This window comes from Streptosporangium sp. CA-135522, from assembly GCF_050949235.1.
GTDB lineage: Bacteria > Actinomycetota > Actinomycetes > Streptosporangiales > Streptosporangiaceae > Streptosporangium.
The window spans coordinates 1,763,970-1,788,101 of sequence record NZ_CP192026.1; the positions used below are offsets into that span (position 1 = coordinate 1,763,970).

The window sequence follows — 24,132 nt, forward strand, 5'->3', positions numbered from 1 at the left end:
TCACCACCCCAGGGTGTTGGTGTTCAGGACGCCGTACACCGGGTCATCGAGGATGAACGCGGTCGTCGCCGATGCCGGTGATGGGTCCAGGGTGACCGTCCATGACTGGTCGGTGATCGTCTCGGCGATGCCCTCTACCCACAGGTCCAGCACCGGCGTGGGAGCCTCGGCGGGCAGGCTGGTGACCTGCACCCGGTCGCCGATCTCCAGCGCGAGCAGGTTTGGCCACAGGCCCGGCTGGCTGCGGATCTCGATCGTGATCTGGCCGGCGCGCGGTTTGGGGTCGCTGTAGACGTTGAACAGGTAGTTCGCCCTGTTGGCGAGATCGGTCGTGCCGGTCGGCAACAGGGTGTCGATGCTCCTGCTGTAGCGGCCGTACAGGCCGATGCTGGTCGAGCCGAGCACCTGATGAGAGGTGCTGCCGTCGTAGCCGGTGACCGTCACGTCGTTCATCAACAGCGCGTCGTCGACCAGGAACGACAGGTCGGGGCCGACCTGGTCGCCGGCCAGGGTGAGCACGGTCACCGCCGGCGTCTGCCGACGCGCACGGTCGTGGAAGGCGGGCTTGCCGTCTCGGCGGATGAAGAACAGGCCCGCCTCGGAGATCTCGACCTGGCGGATCAGCTGCAGGATCGGCTGGTCGGCCTCGTTGCCGGTCAGCCGCAGCACCGACAGGCCCGGGTCGATGCGGTCGACGTCGGTGATGCCCACATCGGCGAGCAGGGCGACGATGCGGGCGCCGGACTTCTGGTTGTCGGTCAGCGTCGTGCTCAGGCGCGCTCGGCTGATCAGCTTCATGCGGTCGGTGCAGTTGATCGAGCTCTGGGCGAGCACGCCGTTTTGCCAGCGGATCGGCCACTGGTCGACGACGCCGCGGTAGCGGATGCTGTCGGTGCCGGCGGCCGCCCAGGCGCTCGGCGCGGCGGCCTGCTCCAACTGCCAGGCGCCGACGTAGACCTGGACCGAGCCGCCGGAGGCGGCCGTGCTCTTCAGCACCGCCCGCACGCTCACCGCGCCGGCTGGCGCGGCCGCGGAGAGAGAGACCGTCTGGAATGTCGTGGTCAGCGACACCGGCGTGCCCACGCTGTCGCCGAGTTGGTTGCCGCTGATGTCGTACCAGCGCAGCATCGCCGCGACGGTGGCGTTGCCGGTGGCGCCGCGGCGGGCCTGGAACTGCAGCGAGTACGTCAGCCCGCTCTGCACGGGGGTGGCCTGGTCGGTGGGCGAGCTCGTCGAGGCCGCTCCGACTCGCAGGAAATCGCCGTTGCTGAGCGTGGCGGTCCACCGGATCGAGGACGTCTGTCCGGCCGGGACCACGCCGACGTCCGCGGCCAGGGCGCCGGTGGTCGCCGAGAACAGGGCCACGTCCACCCCGGCAGCCTGGCCGGGCTGCAGCAGGTTGGCGCTGACCGGCCAGCGGGAGCGGACCCTGATCGGCCGATTGATGAGCACGTACGGGTAGTACGGGCTTGAGGAGTTCGCCACGGTGAACCGACCGTCGTTGAGCAGCAGCAGGTTCATCGTGCCGGGACCGACCTGGTCGAGCTCGTGCGAGCGGCGCCGGGCGATCCGCACACCAAGCTGCCACTCAACATAAGGGGAGACGTCGACCCACAACGGTGAGCCGTCGCCGGCGTCCGTGGTGAACGCGATCTCACACCACACCTGTGGCATCTGCGTCATGTCGCCGCTCCCAACACGCCCAGGCCGAACCCTCTGCGCTGCGCCTCATTGACTCCCTCGATCACCAGCCGGGCAAGCTCCTCTCGGCCGACCAGTGGCTGGCCCGAGAAGTGCAGGTGCAGCTCTGTGACGCCGCCGGCGCCGCCGGCGATGGCGGCCGCGCCGACCGGGACCACGGCCGGCGACATGACGGGGGCTATGACGGGGGAGACGCCGATACGGGCCGTGCGGGCCAGACGCTCCGTGGCCGAGCGGACCAGGCTGGCGGCGCCGTCGATACCGGCGGCCATGCCAGCGGGCAACTGGCGGCCGATCGCGGCGAACACCCGCGACGGGCTGTGGATACCGAGCGCGTCCTTGACCCACTGCGGCATGATCCCGGCGAAGAAGTTATAGATGCTGTCCTTGAACCACTGCCACATGCCGACCATGCCATTCCACAAACCCACCAGCAGGTCACGGCCAACACCGCCGAGCAGATTACCGAGGCTGCCGATCGCGCCCAGGATCATGTTGGGCAGACCCTTGACCCAGTCGACGAGCTCGCCGAACTTGCGCACAGCCCAGTCCTTGGCCTCGCCGATCCAGCCGCCAAGCTTGCCGGGCAGCTCGCCGAACCAGCTGATCACCTTCTTGATGCCGTCGACGGCCTTGCCGATCGCGTCCTTGATCCACTCCCAGGCAGCCGGAACCTTGTCCACCAGCCACGACAGAGCCGGGGTGATCGCACTGATGATCTTCGCGGCGAGGTCGACGATCCACTTGATCAGCTGCCCGATCACCGGGATCACAGCCTGCAGCACGGTGGAAACCAGCTGGACCAGCCAAGTGATAACCGGCATCAGCGCGATGATCAGATCGGCCAGGACCTTGATGATCGGCATGATGGCCTGCAGCAGCCCGCCGAGCGCCTGGACGATCATCACCACGACCGGCACCAGCGCCTGGATCAGCTGGGTGACCACGGGCAGGATCGCCGTGATCAGCGGCGCGAACGCGGCCAGTAGTTCGCCGACGATGCCGACGATCGGGGTGATCACCGGCAGCAGAGAGACGAACGCCTCCAGCAGCGTGATCAGCGACGGCGCCAGCGCGGTCAGCGCCTGCAGCAGCGCGGCGCCGACCTGCTCGGCCACCTGCGCGATGATCGGCAGCAGTGGTGTCAGGGCCTGCAGCAGCATGCCGAGGGCCTGGACCAGGATCTGCCCGACCTGACCGGCGACCTGGGCCAGCAGCTCCAATAGCGGGGTGAAGACCGGCATCAGCCCGGCGATCATCTGCGCGATCTGCACGATGAACGGCGCGAGCAACTGCACCGCCTGGACCAGGACGCCGCCGAGGACCTGGGCCAGCTGGCCCAGCGGCGCCAGCAGCGGCAGCATCGCCTGCACGAGGGTCGCGAAGACGGTCAGCAGGGTGCCGCCGATCGTCGTCACGAGCTCGCGGATGATCGGGATCAGCGGCATGATCGCGGGCAGCAGCGCGCCGATGAAGGACTGCACGAGCTGGGCGACGACCGGCAGCAGCGGCGCGATGGCCCGGGCCAGCTGGGTCCAGGCCTGGATCAGTGCGCCGCCCAGGGTAGTCACCAGCTGGCCGAGCACCGGCATCAGCGACGTCAGCGCCGGCATCAGCGCCTGCGACCACTGCGCGATGACCTGAGCGACGATCGGCAGCAGCGGCGCGATCGCCGGCACCAGGGCGTTGACGAACGCGGCGGCCAGGTCGACCAGCAGCGGCACGACCGGTGACAGCGCTTGCAGGCCCTCGGCGAACGCGGCGACCAGCTGGCTCAGCGCCGGCAGTACGGCCTGCACGCCACCGGCCAGACTGGCGGCGATCAGCGTCGCCAGCTGGCCGATGACCGGCAGCAGCGGCGCCACCGCCGACAGCACGCCACCGATGGCCGCTCCGATCGGCTGAAACGCGGGCGCCAGGCCGCCCACCGCGGTGGCGATAGCGCCGATCACAGCGGTGATGCCAGGAGCCAGCGCCGCGAACGCTGCGCTGATCGCGGCGATCAGCGGCGCCAGGCTCGTCAGGGCCGGGCCGATCGCGCCGATCACCGTGGTGATGCTGGGCGCCAGCGCGGCGATGGCCTGGCCAAGCACGGCAAACAGCGGCGCCACGGTGGCCAGCGTGGCGCCGATCACCTCGCCGAGCGGCTGCAGGGCCGGCGCCAGCGCCTGGACGGCAGTGCCGATGTTGGTCAGCACGGCGACGATGCCGGGACCGATCGCGGTGATCGCCGGCCCGATCGCGCCGATCGCGGTGGTCAGGATCGGCCCGATCGCGGTGGCGAGGGTGGCGACGGTGGGGGCCAGGCCGCCGATGCCGGTGACGATCGCCTGGATGACCGGCAGGAATGAGGCGGCGATGGTGTGCAACGCCTGAAAGACGGTGATCAGCGTCTGCTGTCCCTCGGCCGAGTCGACGAAGGCATGCATGCCGTCCAGCAGCTGGCCGATCACGCCGAGCGCTCCACCACCGGCGGCCTGCATGGCGCGGAAGGCGCCGGCGAGGATCCCGCCGACATCGGCGGCGATCGCACCCAGCTGCCGCAACACCTCCAAGCCGTTTTGCATCCAGCCGAACGCGCGCCCGGACTCCACCGCCGCGGTGAGGAACTCGCCGAATCGCGCTGCGGCGTCGGCCAGGCCCGGCGCGAGCAGCGAAGTGAAGTTGGCGCCCACCGCGGCGAGCCGAACGAAGCCCAAAAGCACCGGCTGGATAGCCGGGGTGAGGGCGACGATGGTGTTGCGCAGCGAGTTGAAGATCGCGCCGATGCTGCTGACGGCGCGGCTGCTCTGCAGGAACTGCGCGACCTGCACGCCGGCCTGGCCGAAGGCGTCGGCGACGCCGGTCATGCCTTCCTTGACCGGGCCGAGCAGCGCAGCGGCGACCGCCGACAGCTGACCTTGCAGCGGACCGAACAGCGCGCCCTGCACCGAAGCCTTCAGGTCGTCGATCTCCGGTTTGAGAGCGCGCATCTCCCGGGCTACGGCCTGTGCGGCCGGCGCCAGGTTCTTAATCGACTCCTCGAAGGCCTCGACGTCGTCGCCGAGTGCGGCGCCGAAGGCCTCGCTCACCCCCTGGGTGGCGATCTTCAGCGTGAGCATCGCGGCCTGGCCGAGGGCGATCGCGCCCGGCAGCGCGGCCAGGAGACCGGCGGCCGGCGCCAACGCCGCGCCCAGAGAGATCGCCGACGACGCCGCGGAGGCGGCGGCCGCGGCCATGCCGGCGAATTTGACGGTGGTGCCGGCCAAGGACAGCCCGACCGTGCCGATCTTCGAGCCGAGGCCGGCCAGACTGCTGCCGGCGGCCTCGACATGCCCGCGCACCCCGCCGGCGGCCTTGCCGACCGAGTCGATACGGCGGCCGAGCCGCTCGGCCGAGTCACCGACCCGGTCGAAGGTCTGGCTGGCGTAGTCACGGGCGAAGATCGCAAACGACATCTGAGCCACGGGGAATCACCCCCCATGGCTGCTCGATCAGGTTGCGGCCTTGTTGGCCTTGATCACTTCATCGGCGAACGCGGTGAACGCCTCGAACTCCTCGACGGTCAGCGCGTCGACGTCGGCCGGTTTCAGGTGGCACAGGTGCGCCAGGATCGGCAGGTAGCTCAGTCGGCGACGTTCAAGGTCTCCTCCGGAGCCGGGCCGGCCTCGGTAGGGCCCGGCTCGATGACCTCCATCTTGATGGCGGCCAGGTCGACGTAGCGTTCCCCGGACTCGATCTGCTCCCAAGAGATGTCCTCGCCCTTGCGGAACTTCAGCACGATCCACACGTAAGCGGCCATGGCGATCATGTCGCCGTTGTTGAGCCCGTTGGCCAGGTCGGTGGCGGTCAGGCTGGTGGCGCGCTGGATCGCGATGCCCTCGTGCAGGCCGAGTTTGTTGACGTCGACCTCGAAGGTCTCGCCCTCGATCGTCATGCGGACATTGGCCATGGTCATCTCCTACTTGTCGAGCTCGGCGGCGATCTCGTCCATCGCCGCGAGGATGGTGGTGCGAACCTTGTTCACGTGCCGACTGATGGATGGCTCGAACCATGGGCGGCCGCGCTGGGCATACCAGCGGTCCCGGTTGCCGAACAGCGGGTGCCGCCAGCCCTTGCGGTTGTTCATTCGCCGTGGCAGCGTCTTCTGGTCGGCCGGCAGCTTGCTGGCGTCGACGACGATCCGCACACCTGCTCGGCGTCCGCCGTCGCGGATGTCGGTCTTGATCGCCGCGGCGATGGTGCGGCGCAGCCCGGCGCGCGCCCGGGCCCGGGCAATCGCCCGCTCGTTGGTGGGGTCCTTGGCGCGCTGCAGGTGCTGATCGGCGCGCTGCTTGGTGCCGCCTCCCCGGGAGCCGGTCACCTTCAGCGTGGTGATCGCGGTCTTGGCATCAGCCACCGCCGGCCGGGCGGCGTCCCGAATGGCCTTGCGGAGCTTGGTGGCGAGCTTGCGGTCGACCTTCTTCAGATCGGCGGCGAGCTTGCGCATCTGCTCGGCTCCGGCGACGCGTACCTCGGTCATCGGCCCACTCCGGCCGGCTCAGAGGGTGGTGTCAGCGCAGATCGTCATGAGCTGGATGACCGGATTGGTGCCGTCGTGATAGGCCTCCCAGGACACATCCATCATCACCACGCCGGGCCCGTCGACCACCGGCGGCGCCTCCTTGAAGATCACTGCCGGGCAGATGAACGACAGGGTGTCGTTGTTGCCGGATACGCCGATCGCCGCGCCGGTCAGCACGAGCTCGACCGCCACCGCGGTGCCGGCCTTGAAGACGTCATACAGCTCGGTCTTGTTGAACTCGGCCTTGAACGATCCGGTGATCGTCGGGATGTCGTTTTCCAGCGCTTCGGACTTCACCCCGCCGTTGCCGATGCCGTAGCGCTCGGTCGCCAGTGGAGACGTGCCTTTGATCGAGATGCTGTTGACCACGGTGGCGACTGCGGTGCCGCCGGTGACGGCCGTCACGCCGGTGGTGGTGGCCACGGTGCCGCCCAGCTTGAGCGTGGCTTGCTGGAAGCCAAACAGGTTCGCCGTGGTGTAGGAGGCGGTGGCCAGCGCGGTGACGGTCGCCTCGTCCATCGCGTCGATCGACAGCTTGAGGTTGGCGACGTCGTTGTCGGAAAGGCTGAACTCCCATTCGGTGATCTTGCAGCCTCTGAAGGTGAACGGACGCACCGTCCCGGTCGACGGTTCGGGACGGCCGACCTGCAGGGTCAGGCCGAGGCCGAGTTTGCCCACCGGGGTGTGTACCTGCCGGTAGGCCGTCGTGCTGGCGATCTGTGTTGCGGTCCCCGTGCTGCCGAGCATGTGCTTGAAGAGCAGGCCCATGCCGCGGCTGGCGATCGGCAACTCCAGGTCCCCGCCGGCGGTGATCCTGCTCTTGGTCACCCGGGAGGCGCGCTTGTACTTCGTGCCCGCCTGCAGCGTGCTCGGCTCCAGGAAGCCGGGTGAGTACTTCATCGATTCCTTGGTGTACTCCACGAACTTCGTCACCGTGACCGCGGTGCCCACCACGCTCTCGGCGGCGATGCCTACCTGGCTATCCAGGCCGGTGCCCGTCGTCATGAGTCAGCTCCTTTCGAGCTCGTCGCGGCCGCGCCGCTGGTGATCAACTTCCAGGTGCTCTTGGGCCAGGCCCGGGTCTGCGCGCCCTCGCCGATGACGTAGGCATCGTCGAGCTCGTCGGCTACCTGTCCTTCGATCGCGACGACGTCGCCGGCCTTGACCGGTAGCCCGTCGGGGCGCCCGAGGTGCAGGTCATCACCGGAGACGTTGCGCAACGTCAGCTTCTTGGCCATACGGCCCTCCTTCAGATGCGGATCTGGATCGAGACGGTGAACGGCACCCGCACCTCGGTCCCGGACTTGGTCTGCTCCTGGTGCAGGCGGCCGCCGGTGATGGCCACCGTGGTGGGCGGCGCGAACCCTTGACCGACGTCGGCGCGCAGCGCCGCCTCCAGAAGCGCGAAGTGCTCATAGGCGCGGGTGCGGGTGGCGGCCAGGTCATCGTCGCCGTCCCAGGTGATAAGCACACACGTGACGTCGATGGCCTCGTTCTTGTGGCCGGCGCCCAGCCCGGTCCAGACCTGGGACCACTCGACGGCCTGACCGTCGCCGTCGTCGTCGCCGTCCCAGCCGATGCACACCACGTCCTGGGCTGGGTCAGCGGTGATGACCGGCCCGTCATGCACGAGCACGTCGACGGGCAGCGCACCGGAGAACACGGCGGTCAGCCGGTCCAGGACGGCGGGCACTCGGGAAGACAACGTCATGCGATTCCCATCGGGTTGTCGCCGAGCAGCTCCAGCGCCCGGCGGGGAATGGAGTAACCCCAGCGTGGATCCCAGACCTCGTCAGCGCCGGGGGTGCGCACCGCGCCCATGCGTCCGCGCTGGGTCTCCCACAGATGTTGGAGCATGATGCGGGCGGCCTGGCGGATGTGCGCGGGAACCTCGGTGCGGCCGGCGACGTAGACGATCGTGATCCGCCCGGTCTCCCAACACCGCTCGTAGTCTCCGGTCATCCGCAGCAGCACGCCGGCCTCGGCATCGAGCTCGTAGCCGTCGGCGGCCAGGGCCTGATCGCTGGGCACGGTCACCGAGGTCACCGAGATGATCGGCCGGTGATCCAGCAGCAGCGCGCGGCCGCCACCGCGGCGCCGCTCGGTCACCGTGGTGCGCAGCACGGTCCCGGCGTGGCGCTGGCAGATCTCGTTGACCGCGCGCACGAACTCGGCCAGCTCGTCGTCGGAGTCGGTGCGTGCGATTTTGACCTGCCGCTTGGCGTCGGCCAGGGAGATGATGCCCGCCTCACCCCATAGCGGAGCGACGTCGAACGGTTCTTCGTCCGCCCCCACCGGGCCAGCCGTCACCCACCGGGCCACGTGGCGTCCCGCCAGGGTCGGCGTGTAGTCGTAGTGGTACAGCCCCAGGCCGTCGCTGATCGGTGTGACCGGCGCCGTGATCGTCCCGTCGGGCAGCAGGATCATCAGCGTGATCGACGCCGGGGTGATGAGCTGACCGCCGGAGCGGACCTCCGTCGACAGGCGGGCAGCGGCGCCGAAGGCGTACATCACGTTGCACCTCCTCGAAGCGAAACCATCGGACTGGATCCCGTTGACCGCAGCGAGAGCGGTGCACCGGATCCCGATGTCAGGTGCGCCGGGCCGAGCTCGACAGCGTCCGACTCCCCGACCAGATGGGCGGTCAGAGCGGGCAGGCGAGCCGCCAGCATCGCCGAAGGGGCGACCGCCCCGGTCAGGCCGGCGGCGAGTGGCGGCAGCACCACCGCGGCCGCCCCGGCGACCACGGCCGCGCCGCTGAAACTCGCACCGAGCGCAGGCAGGGTCATGGCGGCCGCCCCGACGACTACGACAGCCCCGACCGCGTCGACATCTAGAGCAGGCAGCACGCCGGCGAGTTGCCCGCTGGCGATCGCCGCACCGGCGAGGCCTGCGGTCAAGGCGGGCAGGGTGGAGGTGATCGTGCCGGAGACCGGCACGGCGTCGGACAGAGTAGACGACGACAACTCGGCGGCGCCGTCCCAGGACGCGGCCGGGAACGTTCCGTCGAAGTAGCTGCCCAGCGTGCCGGATTCCTCGATCAGCGCCGTCGTGGCGCGCATGGAGTTGATCGAGAAGTTAGTGCCGTCGACGACGATTCGAGCGGCGACGGCGCCGGAGGGCGCGACGGCGGTGACCGAGGCGCGGCCGATCGTGGCGGCCGACAGCGAGTAGCCGGCGGACGGGTAGCCGAACCCACCGCCCGAGCCGTTAATCCACTCGATGTAGATCGTGCCGGATGCGACCGCGAACGAGCCGGTGCGCAGGTACACCGAGCAGGTGTAGGTCTGGCCGGCGGTGACTGCCCCGGTCGCGGTCGAGGCCGTAGAGGCGAAGGTTCCTGCGGTGTACTCGGCCGCGGAATCTCGGCCGAACCCTGCCCCGGTGACGTCGACACGAGTGGGGGTGCTGCCGCCGCCCCAGCCGGTGACGGCCACGCCGACCGCGGGGTTGAGGCAGAGATTGCGGCGGGTGGCCATGGTCAGCCCGCGGGCATGGTCACGGTTCCGCCGGTCAGGTTGACGGTCACCCCGACCGAGATGGTGACCGTGTTCAGCTCCAGGTCACCACCGCCGCCCGTCGCCGTGATGCTGCCGTCGAACACCGTGGTGCCGGAGCTGTCCTTGGCGCGAAACCAGCCGGCTGATCCCGCGGCCGCGCCGGTCGTGCTCCGCGGGGTTCCCGCCAGTGTTGCGGTGCCGGAGGAGGCGGCGCCGAATGCCGGGTCGGCCAGTGTGAACGTCGCCAGCAGCGTGCCGGTTGCGGCAGAGTCGGCGCTGGCCGGCTGGCTGCCGGTGCGGACTTCGATCGTTGCGGCTCCCGATCCGGCATCCAGTAGATCCACCACGGCGTCCACTGCGATGTTGCGGACGGTGGTGGGCAAGCGGATAGCCATCTCAGCTCTCCCTATTCGGCGTCGTTGATGGTGCCGGAGTTCTGCGGCTGGGAGACGAGCGTGACGGGCACCTCGTGGGTGACGTAGCCGCCGACGCCGTCGTCGACGCGCTCACCGGCCGCGGTGAGGTCGTAGACGTCGATCACTCCCTGGAGCGGATCGATGTAGACCGTGATGGTGCTGTAGGTGCCGATCGGGTAGCCCTGATTCTCCAGGTGCTGATTCAGCAGCCACTGCCAAAAGGACCGGTAGCCCGGGCTCTCTCTGTGCTCTGGATTCATACGGATCGCGGCGACCAGATACGGGGTGTCAGACATCACTCACCGCCCTTCGTGGTGGCCTTGGCGCTGCGCCTGGGGTGAACAGCTTTATCCGGCAGCGAGGCAGCGTCGGCACTCTCCGCGCCGGCCGTCTGCGGGTACAGCGCGCGTAGTCGTCCGGGCCGGTGCTCGTCCGGCAGGGTCCGAGCCAGCCGCTTGGCCTCCACCCGGGCGCCGGCGGCGAGCACGTCCTGACCGTTGTCCTCGTGTCCCTCGGCCGCATCCAGCTGCTGGTCGATCTGCGTCTTGATCGCCTCGATCACGCGGTCGATCTCGCCTCGTACGGCGGCCGCGCGCTCGTCGCGTCCGTGCTGCTCGTGGCCTGTGAGCTCGGCCTGGTAGCCGGTCAGCTCGGCGAGCAGGTCATGACTCATGACGGGTTTCCCCTCTCGGATGTGGTTGCCCCGGGCGGCCGCGCTCGACTCCGCAGCCGCCCGGGGACGATCATCAGAATCCGGCGGTCGGGATCATGCCGGTACCGGACACGACGGAGGTCGACTCCGGACGCCGGTCGGCCATGAAGGCCACGTAGTTGTAGACCTGCAGCCGCACCTGCAGCGTGCCCGAGAGCACCTCGGTCAGGGTCCGGGTGCGCATCGACCCCTCCCACAGGAAGTGGTCGGAGGTGCGCAGGGTGATGGTGCGCGTCTCGTTAGTGCCGGCACCAAGGTTGGTCGGGATGTTGCCCGCCAGGAGCACCGGGACGCCCACGGCCAGACGGCCCACCGGCCCCTCGGCGATGGCCCCGGTCTGCAGCGCCATCGGGTTGAACGGGCCGTCCTGCGTCGGCATGATCAGCGGCCGGTTGCTGGTGTCGAGCTGGGAAGCCGCCCAGTACCAGATCGCCGGAATCGTGAACGTCGCCGTCGCCGGCATCTTTCTGGCCGTGAAGATCTTCGAGATCGACTGAACCCACGGGATGTACATCTCCGGCAGGGTCGGCGTCGCGTCGGTGTAGGTAATCGCGTTGATACCCGACACGTTGAGCAACCCCTTCAGCTGCCCGGAGGTGCCGGACCCGTTGATGACCTGGATCTCCTTCTTCATCGCGTAGTCGGCGAGCAGGTCGGCGAACACGATGTCGTCGAAGCTGACCGGCGACTGGTCCAGCAGCTGGATCGCGATGTCCTGCTGGCCGGCGATCGTGCGCACCGGCGCGGTCACCGAGGTGTCGGTCAGGTCCTGGCTGGTGACCGCGGCCGCGTCCGCGGTCTGCATGCCCACCGCGGCGGGCGTGGCGATCTTCGGGATGTTGATGGAGTCGGTGCCCGCCGGCAGAGGCAGGTTCCGGACCGCGTTGGCGATCGGTGAGCCGAAACGGGCGTAGTCGATGTATTCGTCGATCAGCCAGACCGGCGGCACGAAGTAGCCGCCCTGGCCGTCGGTGCGGTTGGGGTTGACGCGCTTTTCGAACGCCGACTCGGCGGCGCGCTGGCTCATACCCGGGATGGTCAGCAGCGCCTCGCGGGCCCGCTGCTCGCGCGCAGCCTCCCGCGCCGGCAGCTCGACCGCGAGCTCGGCTGCATGCCGCTGCAGCCGCTCACGGGCGGCCGATACGCCGCCGTCGCCATCGCCGCGGCCCAGGTCGGAGCGCACCATGTCCAGGAAGTAGGAGTGCCCAGACCCGCGGCCGTAGACCATCGGCTCGGCGCCGACCTTCACTCGGCCGCCCGGGTTGGGATCCTGCGGGCCGGTCTGGCCGAGCCGGGCGGCGAGCTCGCCGTTGGCCTTGGCGCGCTCCTCGGCGGCCTCGGCCTCCTCCAGGCGGCCGCGCGCCTCGGTGATCGCTTCGTCGTGGGCCTTGAGCACCTGGGTACGCTCGGCGAAGGTCGCCGACTCCTCGTCCGTCAGGTTGCGGCTCTCGGCCTTGGGTTTGTCCAGAACGGCGCTCACATCGGCGGCGAGCGCGGCCCGCTTGGTCAGCAGGTCCTTGAGCTGCTGACGCAGGAACTCCAGCATCGGGAGTCCTCCTTCGGTTTCTCGTTGGGTCGCGCCTGCGGTCCGGTCGGTGGTGGCGGCAGTGGTGGCGCGCGAAAGCGCGCTCCGGCTGTGCTCCGGCGCGTCGGTGGGCAGGCGAAGGGGTGTCAGCCGAGCAGTAGGGCGTGGGCCTCTGCCTCGGCCAGCGACAGCGGGTAGCCCCGCTGCAGGTTTTCGGGCGGCGCCTGAAGGCGGCGCTGCAGCCGCGCGATCAGCGCGCGGGCCTCGTCGACGGGTAGTTGGTCGAACATGGCGGCGCGCACCGCGTCCACCGTGGTGGCCGGGTTGGCGCCGAAGTTCACCACGCTGACATCACCGCGGTGCATGTCGACTTCGAGGATGTCGCGCTGGTCGAAGTCCGGGCTCCACTGGCTCTTGCCGGACGGCACCCGGAACGCGAACGACATCTCGTCGACGTCGCGATCCTCCAGGGCCAGCAGCATGTCTCGCACGTCGGATCGGGCCGGGTTGACCTCGGCCCGCATGTGCAGGCCGCCCGCATCCTCCGACAGGACCAGGGTGCCGGCCTTGGTGTAGGCCATGCTCAAACCCTTGTGGTTGAGCAGCAGCTGCACCTGAGGGTTTTCCGACAGGGTCTTGGTGAACGCGCCGCCCCGGATCACCTCGGTGTAGGCGCCGTACATGTCGTACATGGCGTAGGGCTCTTCGGTGACTGAGGCATAGCCCTCCACCACGGTAGGACCACCGGCCTGGGCGCGTACCTCCAACTGCACCGGGTAGACCCGGCGCTCGGCGCCGCCGGTCTTGGCGCGGTCGCTCTTGTTCACTGCGTACCTCCCGGGTCGCTGGCCGTGTCGTCAGAGGCGGCAGGCAACAGCGCGGTGAACTCAGCGTGCTGCGCGTCGGTCATGGGCGGCAGATCTTCGAGTTCGCGGGCCTCGGACGGCGCCTGGATGTGATTGCGGATCGCCAGCTGGTAGGCGCGGAACCGGGTGATGATGTCCGTCCTCAGCAGCGCCGCGCGGTTGAAGCGCACGTAGATGCCCGGCGGCAGCATGCGCGTTAGCGCCCGCTCGATGCGGGTCAGGTGCGGGTCCAGGGCGTAGATGAGCAGCTGCAGGTTCCGCTGCTCGATGTTCTGATACGTCATCGATCCGCCGGTCTCGTAGCCGATGATTTCGGCCAGGCCTGGCCCGAAGATGCGGCAGCATTCCGCGCTGGTCATCCCCGACGTCTCCAGGAACTGCGACTCTTCCGGCGCGATCTGGATCGGCTTGAACTCCCAATCGCCGCCGAGCACCAGCGGTTCGCGCCGGCCAGCGACCGCGGCCAGAAACCGCGCCTTGGCGACCCGGGCTTTCTTCTCGTCCAGGGCTCCCGTGGTCTTCAGTAGACCGGTGGGGTGGGCGCCGTCGTCGAACCATTGGTTGGCGAACCGCAGCACCGACAACCCCAGGCCGATGGTCAGCATGTGGTGGGCGATCGGCGACAGGCCCAGCAGCCGGCCCGGCATCGGATGGGCGCGTGAGTGCCACATCTCGGCGGCGCTGACCGTCTCGCCGGACACTCGCCACTGCGGCATTCCGGTGGTTTGGTCGCGGCGCACGCTGACGTCGTCGGGGTGCTGCAGCACCACCTGGGTCGGTAGGCCCGTTCGGTCGCGGCCGATGACGAGGCCGTAGCCGTTGCCGCGCAGCGCGTAGGAGGTGATCAGCTGATAGATCCAGTCGCCCAGGCCGTGCCCGTCGCCGGCCGGATCCTCCATCCAGTTCGGCAGGTCGATCTCGCGCTTGGCGGCGCCCTTGCCGGTGTAGGCGTCGATGGGAAGCATGCCGCCGGTCCCGGCGAGTAGCGCCACCGACGCCCAGACGGCGATCTTCTGTAGGGATGCCTCGGTCGAGGCCAGGTTGGCGCTGGTGCCCGCGGTGCCGGCTTGGCTGTTGGGTGGGATCGTCCACAGGGAGGCGTCGAAGATGCGGCGCTCGGCGCCGAAGAACAGGCTCACGACCGGTCGCCCCTCACCCGTGCATAGGCCTGATCGGCCAGCAGCAGCGCGCCGGCGGACATTGGCCCGGCGGGTGGCCAGGCCAACCACGCCCCGTACGCCACCAAGCCCAACCCCAGCAGGCCCGGGCCAGCGGCCGACACGATGCGCACGAGGGTGCCGGCCGGGCTGGCCAGCCGTACACCGAGCGCGGCCAGGCGAGAGCGCAAGCGTGGATTCATACGAGCTCCTCTCACCAGATGTTGTCCAGCGGATCGGATTCCGGCTGTGTCACTACGGCCCAGACGGCGTTGGTCGCAGCGACCAGCGGGCAGATGTCGACGGCAGCGTGCCGCCGGTCCCACGCCCATGCACCGTCGCCGATGGTGCGCTTGCCGGCGCCGGCCACCGCAGCAGTCAGCGCTGCCTGCCCGAGATGGCGCACCCGATCCTGCATGACTGCGTCGTAGAAGCCGGTACAGGCTTGGCCGACCTCGCGCACAGTCGGCACGAGAACCTCGATCCCCGCGTTCTGTAGGTCCGCGATCAGGTTCCCGGCCGGGCCCGCAGCGTCGACCACCACGGCGATCGGGTCGTGCCGCTCCACCAGTTCGACAGCGCGCTCGACCATCCATCCAGTGCCGCGTTGGTGGTCGATGACCTCGCTGTGCAGCAGCCCATCGGCACGGCGGCCGCCGACGGCGATCGCGCCCATCGTGCGGTCTGGCGTGATGTCCAAGCTGAAGGCAACGCGACCGGTGCGGCGCGACTCCGGATCCTCGCGGGCGGTCCAGGTCTCCTCAGAGATGATCTGCCAGCCGGCGTCCTCGGTGGGGTAGGTGCCGATGCTCAGCCGCTCTCGGGCGAAGGTCTCCGGGTCCATGGAGCGCAGCTCCTTCAGGACGAACTCCGAGCTGATCCGGATGCCCAACGCAGGGTTGGCCATCGCGTGCAACCTGGGGTCGGCGAGTGCCTTCCTGACCTCGGCCAGTGGCTTGCCTTCCAGGGCCGACAGCGTGTCGTCCGGCACCGACCACTCGCAAAAGCACAGGGACGGGTCGCCGCCGGTGATGCCCCGGGCCCGCACCGTGCCGAGCTGGAAACTGTCTTCGAACCCGGCCGAGCTGCCGTAGTACAACTGCGGGTTGGGCATGGCGCTCATGGTGGGCATCAGAGCGCCGATCTGAGCCGGGCCGAGGTTGAACGCCTCGTCCATGATGTTGCAGTCGCCGGAGAAACCGCGGCCGCTCGCTCGCGATCGGGCGATGATCCGCAACCGCTGCCCGGACAGCAGTTCGATGCCCTCGTCGCCGTGGCTGGTGATGACCTTCCGGACCCGGCGGCGAAGGTCGTCGCTGCCGTCGATCAGGCTCTTGATCCTCAGAAAGAATTCGCTCGCGGTCTTGAACTCGTGCGCGCTGTAGAGGATCAGGCGCTCGTCGAACAGGAACAGACCACCGAGCACGCGCGCTTCGAAGATTCCGCCCTTGCCGTTCTGCCGGCTGACGATGATGCCGCACTCGAAGCACACCCACTTGCCGCGCTCGTCCTCGGCCAGGGCGTCGTCTAGGAACAGCCGTTGCCAGGGGTCCAGGACCAGGCCGGCCCGCTCGGCGAGCTCGGCCACGTCCGGGCCGGAGGTGCGCGCGTACGGGGGGACTGACCGGATCCGCGGATACTGCACGCCGAGGATCGACGCGCTCATGTGCCCGTCGCCCGGGTCTGCTCGCGGCGCTGGCGAAGCTCGTCGAGGTGATCGGTTGCGGGCTTCTTCGGAGCGGTCCGGCTGAGCTCGATCATCGTCTTACGGAGTTCGGAGGTGAGCCGGCTACGCTCGGCTGCCTCCAGGTCTCCGGCGTCCAGTGTCTTGGCGAGCTCGATTGCCATCGCGGCGTAGCTCTCGGCTCCGTCCAGGCTGGCCAGACGCCGGATGTCCTTACGGACGGCCCGCTCCTGGGGGCCCTGGACGCGTCGCTCGGTCATGATCACTCCCAGGTTTCGCCGTTCGGGGAGAGAAACGGGAGCGGCTGCGCGGGGTCCCCCACTCCATGGTCAAAAACGCGCTGACCTGCCCAAATGTCCAGGCCTGTGGAAATGTAGGAACGCTCGGGCCGTTTGGGTTTCCGGTGATCGGCCGTGCTTGCTCACCAGGCTTCGGACGTCTGCATAGGTCGAGCGGCCGCACCTGTTCGGTTGCCGCGGCTGCTGTTGCATCGCATGTGTGCGGGACGCAGTAGCGCGATGTCACGCTCGGCGCCGCCCTTACTGATCGGGTCGACGTGATCGGCTGTCCAGCTCATGGGGTGTCGCGCGGGTAGGGACTTGTCGATCATGTGACCGCATAGCCAGCACACGCCACTGCCCGGGCTGTTGCGCAGCTGGTTCCATACGCGTCGCCAGGGGCGTCCAGCACGGCCCTTGCTCCTGGCCATGAGTATCACCCCCTCGGGCACAGGCGAGCGATGGAAGCCCTTATCGCTCGCCTGCTTCCCCGCCTTCCGCAGGCTCATCCCCATGGCCTTCGGAGGCTCTGCCTCTGAACATGCGAAAGCCCCGCGCGGTGGCGGGGCTGGTGTGCGCATGCTGCGCGTGCGTCGATCATGGGGCCTGTGGATAACCCCTGTCAAGCCAGGTCATGACTTCCATTCTTCGCGGTAGTCGGGGTGGTCGGCGTACGGCAGGGCGAGCAGGAGGACGGTGTCGCACGGGACGCTCCGCATGCTGGCGTCGTGGGCGTCACATGGGTTATTGCCGGGCGCGTGGGCGCTCAGGATCTGCCGCTTGGCTTCGACCTCGCGGAGCACGCGGACCGGATCGAACCGGGAGTCGTAGGCGTACTCGGCCAGCTGTGCGTCCGTCACAGGCTCGCGGCGCAGTCGAACATGCTTCCTGCGTGGGTCGTTCATGAACTGGTCCGTCAGGATCCGCTTGTGGCGCTGCCAGTCCAGCGCCGCCTGCTCGTCCTCGTCGAGGCGGGCGTGGAGGAACTCGATCAGCTCGGTCACGATGCCATCCTCTCCCGCTCTTCGACCACGCGCACGTGCTTCGCGAGGCGCTCCCAGTCCGACATCGGCCAGCACGGTTGGCCGTGCCACCAGGTGCCGACCTCGCGGGCCGGCGGCTCGCACACGCCTCCACAGACGATGGCGATCATGCCGCCGGGAAGCGTCTGTACGCGCCACACGGATGCCTCAGAGCACCAGGGGCATGTCAAGTCGAGGGTGTGGCCGTCGTAGACCATACAGAGCGCCTGAGCGATCTTCTCCTGCATGCGGCGGGCGATTGGCGCCGCCCACTCCGCGAGCTCCGCAGGCAGGTGCGCGGCCGCGTACGCGAGGTACGGCCACGCGTTGAGCTCGCCGGGGCCCGGCGGCGGTAGCACCGGCAGGCCAACAGTCTCGGCCACCTTCGCCGCGAGGTCGTCGGCGTCCACGAGGATGTCGAGCGCGGTCTGCCAGATGGTGACGTCCGTCGGGGCCGGGGCTTCGGCCAGTGCGCGGGTGCTGCGCAGCGCCCAGTCGACGCGAGCCTCGAAGTCGCGCTCCGCATGCGCCTCGGGGGACAGGCGAAGCTGACGCCACGGCCGCGGCGTCGCCATCGGCAGCCGGGCGTCGAGGAGGTCGGGCCAGTAGGCCATGGCCCACTCCAGGTCGGCGACGACCTCGGCCAGCTCACGCTCAGAAGGGGATGCGCTCATCGGTGGCCTCCACAGGGCTCTCAGGGGCGGAAACGGCGGGCATCGGGGTAAAGCCGCGTTGCCAGCACGGGTGCGAAGCGACAACCGGGTGGCGCCTGGGTGCGGCGATGCGAAACGAGCACCGCCACTCGGCCCACACAGCGCGGCGCAGCGTCAGCAGGTTGTAGGTGTGGCGGCCGGCCGCCAGGGCGAGCAGCTCGGCCGCGGCGTCGAGGTGGTCGAGGTCGACCAGGACGCGCAGGCCTGCGTTGTGGCCGGCGAGGATCCACGCGCCGCAACGCGTGCACCTGCCGAGCACGAGCGGGCGGTCGATGAAGTGCTCAGTCATGCCGCCACCGCCCCGTACGGGGTTTGGCTCAGGCAACCCTGGGGCGTATTCGCCCAGGTCAGGCTGCATGTACGGGGTTTGCTTACAGGGTTTGGGATCCGGCTTGCGAGCCAAACCCCGTACGTGTTTCCGCTGGTCAGGCAGTCGCCACGGGGTTTACGGGGTTTAACGGGGTTTCGCTGCGGTTGGACTCTCACGTGTGTGCGCGTGCGTGCGTGCGCGCGCACACATGCGTAGGACCTAACAACAAACCCCGTTAAACCCCGTAGAAGGGTGTTGCAGATAGTCTGACCTGCGAAAATGCTTACGGGGTTTAGCGAAAATGTCCGATTCCAAACCCCGTCCAAACCCCGTAGTTCGCCGAGCCAAACCCCGTAAACCCCGTAGATGAGCCCGGCGGCAGCATCGTGACCAGCGCGAAAGGCGCCGCGGGAGCCGTGGACGTAAAACCCGTAAACCCCGTCCACTCCCGGGCGGGACTGAACGGGGTACGTATGAACTGAGTTCACCCCTTCGCCTCCGGGGAATGCTGGACCACCCGGTACGCGAAAATCTTGCTAGCCGAGTTGTACTCGCGGACGATCTTCAAGCCGCCGAAGATCCTGCCGTCGCGGGCAGCGAGGAACTTGCCGAGCCCCTTGGACGAGAACGGGACGTTGCGCCCGTCCTTGTAGCTGCTCGGGAACGTGCCGTCCCACGGGTCGACGTAGGTGCCGCCGAAGTGGTCGCCGCGCGCCGAGTCGACCAACTCGGTGGTGCGCTTCGGCGCGCTGCCGTACTTGTCGAACCACTTCGCGACGAATGCGGCCGTGGACGTCTCCTCCTCGTCGCCACCCGTGACGATCTGATCCTTGTTGGCTAGGAACCCGTCGACGCCGTGAAACGCGGTCAAGCCGCCCATGACCTGGGCCCAGGCGCTGAAGTTCCGCATCTTGATGCTGGTGTCGCGCGGCGCTCCGTCGGCGATCCACGCGCGTACGAGGATGAGGAGGGCGCGCAGCAGCTGGGCCCGGTTGGTGTCGACGGCCAGCCACGCCCACAGGTCGCGGATCTGGAATCCGTCGCGTTCCTCGGGCCGCTCCATTTGAGGGTCGAGGCGGGCAAGCACGGACCGGGACGCCATGTCGCCGCCGACCGCGAGGTTGTTGCCCGTGGCGAGCCACATCCGGTCGTTGGTCGCCGACACCATGTCGGATGCACCGAGCAGGCGGGAGCTCCACTCTGTGGAGGTAAGGAGCGCGGCGAGGACGCCGTGGTCGATCGTGTCGAAGGTGTTGACGTTGTCCCACACGATCACGGGCTCGGTGGTGTCCCGCAAGATGCTGGTGATGACCTTCGTCATCTCGTCTTCCTTGCGCACCCATGGGGTCATGCGCAGCCCGTAGACGGCTTTCATGATCTCCATGAGTAGGCTTTTGCCTGACCCGCGGGTGGTGGCCGAGATGAGGCCGAACGGCACTACGCCGTCGATGTACAGCCGCATGATCGGTGTGAGGAGCATCGCGAAATAGTTCGCGCGGCTCGCGTCCGAGTCCCACGAGAAGTCGGCGAGCACATAGTCGAGCACGTAGCGCCTCGCCTCGGCCACAGCTGCGGGCGCCGGCCAATCAGCCACCGGCGCCACAGCGAACGCGGGCCGGTAGTAGAGCCGGGTCGCGTGGTCGTAGCCGGGTGTCGTCAGCGTGGTGCCGTCGGGGCGGATCATCGGCATGGACGTCACTCCGGCGAGCGGCGGCAGGCCGGGCCATTCGGCCTGTGACAGGACGGACTGGGCGGCGGCGACCGACGGCAACGCCGACGTCTCGATCAGCTCCTCTTTGACGAGTTTCGTGCGGAACACGGCCGCGTGGCGGGCGAGCTGCATGCGCAACGCCGCGGGCCCCATCTCGCGGATCATCAACCGGGGCCCCTGCCCGTGGTCGACCTCGGCTACCTGGGTGACCTGGCCGCTGCGAACGTAGGTGTCGGGCAGCACGCGGGCGTTGATCGCGTCCGAGATGTTGAGCAGCGCTTCGTCTTCGCGGGTGATGTCGATGCGGCGGCGGCCGCGCTCGTCCTGCGATCCGGGCGCCCCGTGGGCGAACAGGATGTCCTCGGCTGTGCTCACCTGGTCCTCATTCCGGCCTGCAGGCCTGAGCCGAGCGTTCCGTGGCTGCTGTCGTGGCCGATCTCGCCGGGGGTGAGCCCGACGTGCAATGCGGCGTCGCGCAGCACTTCGTATGCGGTGTGTTCGTCGACTTCGCCGGCCGCGACCATCGCTCCGGCTTTGTGCGCAGCCCAGTTCAGTGCGTCGTTTCGGCCTGTGGTGGTGCGGAGCACGGTGTCGACCAGGCCGGCCAGGCGCCGATGCACCTGCCCGTCGGTGCGCGGCCGGTGCGGCTGCGCGGCGCGCGGCGCGGGCACGCGGGGCGTGTCGGCGAGGTGCGCGGCGATGCGCGGGTGAAGCGGAGTCAGCGGCAGATCGAACCGGCCGCCGATCCACTGATACGGGACGCGCGTCTTCGGACTCCGCGACGGAGCGACGACGAAATAGCCGCCGTCGGCTTTGACATCGACGCCGGGGCCGAGCTTGTGGGCGCCGCCCTTGATGCGTCCGCCAGGGTGGGCGTAGACCAGGTGGGCGCCGCCGGACGCGGTCACCGCGGTGATGGTTCCGGGAAGCACTCCGGCTTCGTCGAGGCGGGCGGACGTGGCGACGCCGTCGACGCCGTGCCCGTCGGCGGTGTCGATGTCGATGACGACGATGCCGGACGGGGCGCCGGTGCGGATTGCGACCAGGCCGCCGGGGGTGCGGCGCACCATCTCCCGGATCCGCTCCGGGTCGGTCGTGGCCGCATAAAATCCGTGGCACTGCAGGCATTCGCAGGCTTCGCGCTGCTCGGCGGTGACGTGCTGCTCGGCGCACGGCGCACAGTTACGCACGGGCGTCTTGGAGCCGGACAGCAGGAACACGTGCCAGCCGTGCGCGGCGTAGGCGAGCATCGCCGCGACTTTGTCGGTGTCGGGTGTGAGCAGGGTGGGGGCGTTGGTCACTGCGCGGCCACCGTGCTGGGGCGCGGGAGAGGGTTATGCGTTCTCTCGCTGCTCATATGTGGCCCCTCTCAATGGTTCGGTGCTGCGCGCCCATCCCGGGACTCGAATCCGGGTGTCTGCCTGTGGGGCTGGGAAAAGGTGGTGCAAACCCCTGCGTGCCGCTTCCCTTCGGCGCGCAGGGGCTGGTTCAGAGGGTCAGGACGCGTCCGGGTCGTAGTAGCCGTCGAAGTCGTCGACGTGGCCGCCGTCCTCGGCCCACTCGTCGCGGGTCTCCTCGTTGAGAACCTCGATGGGGACGGGGGTGCCGTCGTCGTAGCGAGGCCACGGAGTGTCGGCGCTGGGCAGGTTGAGCTTGTGACCGCTCACGGGCTGAAACCTTCCTTTGTAAAGGGGTGGCTTCAGGCCTGGGGGAGGAGCTGTGCACGCTGCTCGGGGGTGAGCGCGGCGAACGCGGCGGCCTGCTCGGCGCTCATCCCGGGAGGCGGCGTGAACGGCGCGGCCTGCACGGGTGCGGGCGGCGAGAGGAACGCATTCGCGGCGGCCGTGCTCGGCGGGGTGTAGGTCGCGCTGTAGATCTTCGGCGGGTTGTGGCCCCGCTTCTTCACCGCGTCGTCGCCGGTGTAGGTAATCGACAGGACGCCGCCGATGCCGAGCTTCCCGCCGGACGCCTTGACGGCGTTCTTCACCGCGTCCTGCATTTTGGCGCGGACGTAGAACTTGCGCTTGCCGTCATCGTCGGGGATCTCCGGGTCGCGCTCGTCGGTCTGCACCGTGATGACCAGCATCATCATGGGCTTGCCGCTGTCGGCGAAGAACTTCAGCTCGCCCGAGTCGAGGTCGGTTTGCTGCGTGACCTCGGGCTCAGCGCAAATGGTCCCGGTGACGGTGGTTCCGAACGCCTGGTTGGGAAACTTCGCGCTCGGGATTCCGTTGCCGAGGAGGAACGCGTTCGGGTCGATGTGCTCAGTGCTCACGGTGTCTGTGCTCCTGGGGTTGATGTGGTCAGGCGATGAGGTCTTGCAGGCCGGCGGCCGCCTTGGCGATGGCGTCCGGGTCGCCGGGGCAGCCCTCGGCGAGGTTCTTGGATCCGGGCAAGCGGTACGCGCAGGAGCCGCACCACGACTCGCGGCGCTTCAGCATGGAGAAGGCGTCGGGGCCGAGGGCGGCGACGAGTTTGGAGATGCCGTCAGCGCGGGACAGCGCCGCCTCGGCCACGCTGCGGTCATACGGTTCCGACCACAGGTAGCGCTGCTTCCACTCCTGGTCGCGCGGTAAGAAGTAGATCGCGACGTGCTCGACCGGGTAGCCCTTCAGTTCCCAGCCGAGGCCGTACAGGTGCGCCTGCGCGCGGTACTGGTCGCCGGGCCCGTTCTTTCGGTATTCGCGGAGCCGGTTGCCGCCGGGTATTTTCCAGTCCCACACGACGCGGTCGAGGTAGAGGTCGCAGTTGCCGTTGACGTCGATCCCGTTGACCTGGCCGACGGTGACGCGCTCTTCCAGGGCGTAGCGGACCTGCCCGTCAGTCGCCCACCCGGGAAGCGAGTAGTTCGCCCTGGTCAGCAGCTCCTCGATGCCCGCGTGAACGTTCGTACCGACCCACGCTTTCCACTTCACGGCCTGCTCGGTGTTGGTCGGCGGGTGCCCAGCCAGCTTGTAGCCGATTCTCAGGTCGCAGGGGATGCCGAGCTCGGACGGTCCGATGCGGGTCTGCAGGCTACGAGGCGCGTTGGTGATCGCGCCCTCGATCAGCTGGTCGAGCTCCTCGGCGAGCGCCTGCACATGCGGGTCGATGGTCACTCGCCGAACCCCTTTACTCCTATGCCATGCAATGCCCTGTAATTCACTGCACGCGATGCTGTAGACGCTATCTCATCAGTAAATACAGTGCAAGACAGTGAATTACAGGGCATGCATAGGCGTGCTAAATCCCCATGTGCGCCTTCAGGTAATCGATCACCGCGTCCTCGGCGACGCGAAACGATCGGCCGAACCGCGTAGCTGGCAGCTCGCCGGAGTGGATGAGCCGATACACGGTCATCTTGGACACGCGCATCGCGGTTGCGATCTCGGAAGCCGTCATGTACTTCACGCCGAGCATTCAGCAACGTCCTTGTCCATGTTGGCTTGCTGCAGGATGGCGAGCCGCTTCTCCAGTTCGCGGTGAGTGTGGCGAAGCAGGAGCAGCTCGGCCCGCTCGGGTGTGGTCAGCGGCCGGCGCCGCGGGTCGATTGCGTTCCACAACTTCACGCCTTCCCGCGCCAGCCGAGCGGTGCGGGTGGCTAGGGCCAGCCGCTCGCGAAGGTCGTCGCGTTCGGTCGCGAGCTCGACAGCTTCGTCGCGTGCCTCCTCCAGCTCCGCGCCGAGCTCGGCGACGCGGGTCCGGAGCTTGTCGAACTCGCGGGTCAGGGCTGCGGTGGTGCGGAACCAGCCGCGGATCATGCGTCACCCCCGCAGCATTCGGCGAGCCAACCGCCGTGCCCGTCGGCGCGGATCAGGTCGCCGGCCTCAAATGGTTCGCCGTCGTCGGCGCACTCACCCGAGTAGCGCGCGGTCACGTACGGGCCGAGGCGTTCCGGCCCCGCGGGCAGAAGGTCAGAGAACGGAATGTCGAGCACCTCTCGGCAGTGGCCACACTGGGCGACGATCAACTCGGTGAGCGGGCATCGGGGTTCAGGCATGGGGGGAGTGGTGGG

At 68.8% G+C, this 24,132-nt stretch carries 30 protein-coding genes; all 30 read right to left on the reverse strand.

Annotation, left to right across the window (positions count from 1 at the left end; genetic code table 11):
* The 30 genes from ACQPYK_RS08545 to ACQPYK_RS08690 all read right to left on the reverse strand — a co-directional run bounded on the left by ACQPYK_RS08545 (position 1) and on the right by ACQPYK_RS08690 (position 24,117).
* A complete protein-coding gene (locus ACQPYK_RS08545; RefSeq protein ID WP_433252850.1) occupies positions 1-1,683 on the reverse strand; it encodes a hypothetical protein in 1,683 nt (560 codons plus the stop codon).
* Positions 1,680-5,024 carry a hypothetical protein gene (locus ACQPYK_RS08550; RefSeq protein ID WP_433252853.1) on the reverse strand — a complete coding sequence of 1,115 codons (3,345 nt, stop codon included), beginning with the start codon at positions 5,022-5,024 and terminating at the stop codon, positions 1,680-1,682. Before ACQPYK_RS08550 ends, ACQPYK_RS08545 begins: the two co-directional genes overlap by 4 nt.
* 281 nt (positions 5,025-5,305) lie before the next feature.
* Positions 5,306-5,632 carry a hypothetical protein gene (locus ACQPYK_RS08555; RefSeq protein WP_433252856.1) on the reverse strand — a complete coding sequence of 109 codons (327 nt, stop codon included), beginning with the start codon at positions 5,630-5,632 and terminating at the stop codon, positions 5,306-5,308.
* Between the two features lie 9 nt (positions 5,633-5,641).
* The gene (locus ACQPYK_RS08560) at positions 5,642-6,202 is read right to left on the reverse strand and encodes a hypothetical protein (protein WP_433252859.1); all 561 of its coding nucleotides are present in this window, start codon (positions 6,200-6,202) and stop codon (positions 5,642-5,644) included.
* An 18-nt stretch (positions 6,203-6,220) separates the two neighbouring features.
* Positions 6,221-7,249, reverse strand: a complete 1,029-nt coding sequence (locus tag ACQPYK_RS08565) for a phage tail tube protein (RefSeq protein ID WP_433252862.1) — start codon at positions 7,247-7,249, stop codon at positions 6,221-6,223.
* On the reverse strand, positions 7,246-7,482 hold the full coding sequence (locus tag ACQPYK_RS08570) for a hypothetical protein (RefSeq protein ID WP_433252865.1): 237 nt from the start codon (positions 7,480-7,482) through the stop codon (positions 7,246-7,248). Before ACQPYK_RS08570 ends, ACQPYK_RS08565 begins: the two co-directional genes overlap by 4 nt.
* Positions 7,483-7,493: 11 nt before the next feature.
* Positions 7,494-7,955 carry a hypothetical protein gene (locus ACQPYK_RS08575; protein WP_433252868.1) on the reverse strand — a complete coding sequence of 154 codons (462 nt, stop codon included), beginning with the start codon at positions 7,953-7,955 and terminating at the stop codon, positions 7,494-7,496.
* Positions 7,952-8,758, reverse strand: a complete 807-nt coding sequence (locus ACQPYK_RS08580) for a hypothetical protein (protein ID WP_433252871.1) — start codon at positions 8,756-8,758, stop codon at positions 7,952-7,954. Before ACQPYK_RS08580 ends, ACQPYK_RS08575 begins: the two co-directional genes overlap by 4 nt.
* Positions 8,755-9,723 (reverse strand): hypothetical protein, encoded by a 969-nt coding sequence (locus tag ACQPYK_RS08585; RefSeq protein WP_433252874.1) that lies wholly within the window; start codon positions 9,721-9,723, stop codon positions 8,755-8,757. The genes ACQPYK_RS08580 and ACQPYK_RS08585 overlap by 4 nt, the downstream gene beginning before the upstream one ends.
* 2 nt (positions 9,724-9,725) lie before the next feature.
* A complete protein-coding gene (locus tag ACQPYK_RS08590) occupies positions 9,726-10,139 on the reverse strand; it encodes a hypothetical protein (protein WP_433252876.1) in 414 nt (137 codons plus the stop codon).
* Between the two features lie 11 nt (positions 10,140-10,150).
* Entirely contained in the window at positions 10,151-10,456 is a 306-nt protein-coding gene (locus ACQPYK_RS08595; RefSeq protein WP_433252879.1) for a hypothetical protein, read from the reverse strand.
* A complete protein-coding gene (locus ACQPYK_RS08600; RefSeq protein WP_433252881.1) occupies positions 10,456-10,833 on the reverse strand; it encodes a hypothetical protein in 378 nt (125 codons plus the stop codon). Before ACQPYK_RS08600 ends, ACQPYK_RS08595 begins: the two co-directional genes overlap by 1 nt.
* 73 nt (positions 10,834-10,906) lie before the next feature.
* Positions 10,907-12,418: a phage major capsid protein gene (locus ACQPYK_RS08605; RefSeq protein ID WP_433252884.1), complete on the reverse strand. Its 1,512-nt coding sequence runs from the start codon at positions 12,416-12,418 to the stop codon at positions 10,907-10,909.
* A gap of 125 nt (positions 12,419-12,543) precedes the next feature.
* Positions 12,544-13,224 carry an HK97 family phage prohead protease gene (locus ACQPYK_RS08610; RefSeq protein ID WP_433252886.1) on the reverse strand — a complete coding sequence of 227 codons (681 nt, stop codon included), beginning with the start codon at positions 13,222-13,224 and terminating at the stop codon, positions 12,544-12,546.
* On the reverse strand, positions 13,221-14,402 hold the full coding sequence (locus tag ACQPYK_RS08615; RefSeq protein ID WP_433252889.1) for a phage portal protein: 1,182 nt from the start codon (positions 14,400-14,402) through the stop codon (positions 13,221-13,223). Before ACQPYK_RS08615 ends, ACQPYK_RS08610 begins: the two co-directional genes overlap by 4 nt.
* The gene (locus ACQPYK_RS08620) at positions 14,399-14,623 is read right to left on the reverse strand and encodes a hypothetical protein (protein ID WP_433252892.1); all 225 of its coding nucleotides are present in this window, start codon (positions 14,621-14,623) and stop codon (positions 14,399-14,401) included. Before ACQPYK_RS08620 ends, ACQPYK_RS08615 begins: the two co-directional genes overlap by 4 nt.
* An 11-nt stretch (positions 14,624-14,634) precedes the next feature.
* A complete protein-coding gene (locus tag ACQPYK_RS08625) occupies positions 14,635-16,086 on the reverse strand; it encodes a hypothetical protein (RefSeq protein ID WP_433252895.1) in 1,452 nt (483 codons plus the stop codon).
* Entirely contained in the window at positions 16,083-16,364 is a 282-nt protein-coding gene (locus ACQPYK_RS08630; protein WP_433252898.1) for a hypothetical protein, read from the reverse strand. Before ACQPYK_RS08630 ends, ACQPYK_RS08625 begins: the two co-directional genes overlap by 4 nt.
* A gap of 161 nt (positions 16,365-16,525) precedes the next feature.
* Complete coding sequence (locus ACQPYK_RS08635; protein WP_433252901.1) at positions 16,526-16,963, reverse strand: HNH endonuclease; 438 nt, start codon at positions 16,961-16,963, stop codon at positions 16,526-16,528.
* A 51-nt stretch (positions 16,964-17,014) separates the two neighbouring features.
* A complete protein-coding gene (locus ACQPYK_RS08640) occupies positions 17,015-17,386 on the reverse strand; it encodes a DUF6221 family protein (RefSeq protein WP_433252904.1) in 372 nt (123 codons plus the stop codon).
* The gene (locus ACQPYK_RS08645) at positions 17,383-18,078 is read right to left on the reverse strand and encodes a hypothetical protein (protein ID WP_433252907.1); all 696 of its coding nucleotides are present in this window, start codon (positions 18,076-18,078) and stop codon (positions 17,383-17,385) included. The genes ACQPYK_RS08640 and ACQPYK_RS08645 overlap by 4 nt, the downstream gene beginning before the upstream one ends.
* Entirely contained in the window at positions 18,059-18,406 is a 348-nt protein-coding gene (locus tag ACQPYK_RS08650; protein ID WP_433252910.1) for a hypothetical protein, read from the reverse strand. Before ACQPYK_RS08650 ends, ACQPYK_RS08645 begins: the two co-directional genes overlap by 20 nt.
* Positions 18,407-18,911: 505 nt before the next feature.
* Positions 18,912-20,513 (reverse strand): hypothetical protein, encoded by a 1,602-nt coding sequence (locus ACQPYK_RS08655; RefSeq protein WP_433252913.1) that lies wholly within the window; start codon positions 20,511-20,513, stop codon positions 18,912-18,914.
* Positions 20,510-21,439: a bifunctional DNA primase/polymerase gene (locus ACQPYK_RS08660; protein WP_433252916.1), complete on the reverse strand. Its 930-nt coding sequence runs from the start codon at positions 21,437-21,439 to the stop codon at positions 20,510-20,512. The genes ACQPYK_RS08655 and ACQPYK_RS08660 overlap by 4 nt, the downstream gene beginning before the upstream one ends.
* A 195-nt stretch (positions 21,440-21,634) precedes the next feature.
* Complete coding sequence (locus tag ACQPYK_RS08665; RefSeq protein WP_433252919.1) at positions 21,635-21,805, reverse strand: hypothetical protein; 171 nt, start codon at positions 21,803-21,805, stop codon at positions 21,635-21,637.
* 32 nt (positions 21,806-21,837) lie between these two features.
* On the reverse strand, positions 21,838-22,413 hold the full coding sequence (locus tag ACQPYK_RS08670) for a hypothetical protein (protein WP_433252922.1): 576 nt from the start codon (positions 22,411-22,413) through the stop codon (positions 21,838-21,840).
* A gap of 28 nt (positions 22,414-22,441) precedes the next feature.
* The gene (locus ACQPYK_RS08675) at positions 22,442-23,236 is read right to left on the reverse strand and encodes a hypothetical protein (protein WP_433252925.1); all 795 of its coding nucleotides are present in this window, start codon (positions 23,234-23,236) and stop codon (positions 22,442-22,444) included.
* Positions 23,237-23,360: 124 nt separating this feature from the next.
* On the reverse strand, positions 23,361-23,537 hold the full coding sequence (locus tag ACQPYK_RS08680; protein WP_433252927.1) for a helix-turn-helix domain-containing protein: 177 nt from the start codon (positions 23,535-23,537) through the stop codon (positions 23,361-23,363).
* Entirely contained in the window at positions 23,525-23,878 is a 354-nt protein-coding gene (locus ACQPYK_RS08685; protein WP_433252929.1) for a hypothetical protein, read from the reverse strand. The genes ACQPYK_RS08680 and ACQPYK_RS08685 overlap by 13 nt, the downstream gene beginning before the upstream one ends.
* A complete protein-coding gene (locus tag ACQPYK_RS08690; protein ID WP_433252932.1) occupies positions 23,875-24,117 on the reverse strand; it encodes a hypothetical protein in 243 nt (80 codons plus the stop codon). The genes ACQPYK_RS08685 and ACQPYK_RS08690 overlap by 4 nt, the downstream gene beginning before the upstream one ends.
* Positions 24,118-24,132 lie beyond the last annotated feature (15 nt).

Bases quoted from the DNA above. Each gene is read 5' to 3' on its own strand.
- ACQPYK_RS08555 (WP_433252856.1), bottom strand. From the start codon at position 5,632: ATGGCCAATGTCCGCATGACGATCGAGGGCGAGACCTTCGAGGTCGAC.
- ACQPYK_RS08605 (WP_433252884.1), bottom strand. From the start codon at position 12,418: ATGCTGGAGTTCCTGCGTCAGCAGCTCAAGGACCTGCTGACCAAGCGG.
- ACQPYK_RS08685 (WP_433252929.1), bottom strand. From the start codon at position 23,878: ATGATCCGCGGCTGGTTCCGCACCACCGCAGCCCTGACCCGCGAGTTC.
- ACQPYK_RS08585 (WP_433252874.1), bottom strand. From the start codon at position 9,723: ATGGCCACCCGCCGCAATCTCTGCCTCAACCCCGCGGTCGGCGTGGCC.
- ACQPYK_RS08630 (WP_433252898.1), bottom strand. From the start codon at position 16,364: ATGACCGAGCGACGCGTCCAGGGCCCCCAGGAGCGGGCCGTCCGTAAG.
- ACQPYK_RS08575 (WP_433252868.1), bottom strand. From the start codon at position 7,955: ATGACGTTGTCTTCCCGAGTGCCCGCCGTCCTGGACCGGCTGACCGCC.
- ACQPYK_RS08645 (WP_433252907.1), bottom strand. From the start codon at position 18,078: ATGAGCGCATCCCCTTCTGAGCGTGAGCTGGCCGAGGTCGTCGCCGAC.
- ACQPYK_RS08635 (WP_433252901.1), bottom strand. From the start codon at position 16,963: ATGCGCACACCAGCCCCGCCACCGCGCGGGGCTTTCGCATGTTCAGAG.
- ACQPYK_RS08600 (WP_433252881.1), bottom strand. From the start codon at position 10,833: ATGAGTCATGACCTGCTCGCCGAGCTGACCGGCTACCAGGCCGAGCTC.
- ACQPYK_RS08570 (WP_433252865.1), bottom strand. From the start codon at position 7,482: ATGGCCAAGAAGCTGACGTTGCGCAACGTCTCCGGTGATGACCTGCAC.
- ACQPYK_RS08590 (WP_433252876.1), bottom strand. From the start codon at position 10,139: ATGGCTATCCGCTTGCCCACCACCGTCCGCAACATCGCAGTGGACGCC.
- ACQPYK_RS08680 (WP_433252927.1), bottom strand. From the start codon at position 23,537: ATGCTCGGCGTGAAGTACATGACGGCTTCCGAGATCGCAACCGCGATG.
- ACQPYK_RS08560 (WP_433252859.1), bottom strand. From the start codon at position 6,202: ATGACCGAGGTACGCGTCGCCGGAGCCGAGCAGATGCGCAAGCTCGCC.
- ACQPYK_RS08650 (WP_433252910.1), bottom strand. From the start codon at position 18,406: ATGACTGAGCACTTCATCGACCGCCCGCTCGTGCTCGGCAGGTGCACG.
- ACQPYK_RS08545 (WP_433252850.1), bottom strand. From the start codon at position 1,683: ATGACGCAGATGCCACAGGTGTGGTGTGAGATCGCGTTCACCACGGAC.
- ACQPYK_RS08690 (WP_433252932.1), bottom strand. From the start codon at position 24,117: ATGCCTGAACCCCGATGCCCGCTCACCGAGTTGATCGTCGCCCAGTGT.
- ACQPYK_RS08595 (WP_433252879.1), bottom strand. From the start codon at position 10,456: ATGTCTGACACCCCGTATCTGGTCGCCGCGATCCGTATGAATCCAGAG.
- ACQPYK_RS08620 (WP_433252892.1), bottom strand. From the start codon at position 14,623: ATGAATCCACGCTTGCGCTCTCGCCTGGCCGCGCTCGGTGTACGGCTG.
- ACQPYK_RS08565 (WP_433252862.1), bottom strand. From the start codon at position 7,249: ATGACGACGGGCACCGGCCTGGATAGCCAGGTAGGCATCGCCGCCGAG.
- ACQPYK_RS08625 (WP_433252895.1), bottom strand. From the start codon at position 16,086: ATGAGCGCGTCGATCCTCGGCGTGCAGTATCCGCGGATCCGGTCAGTC.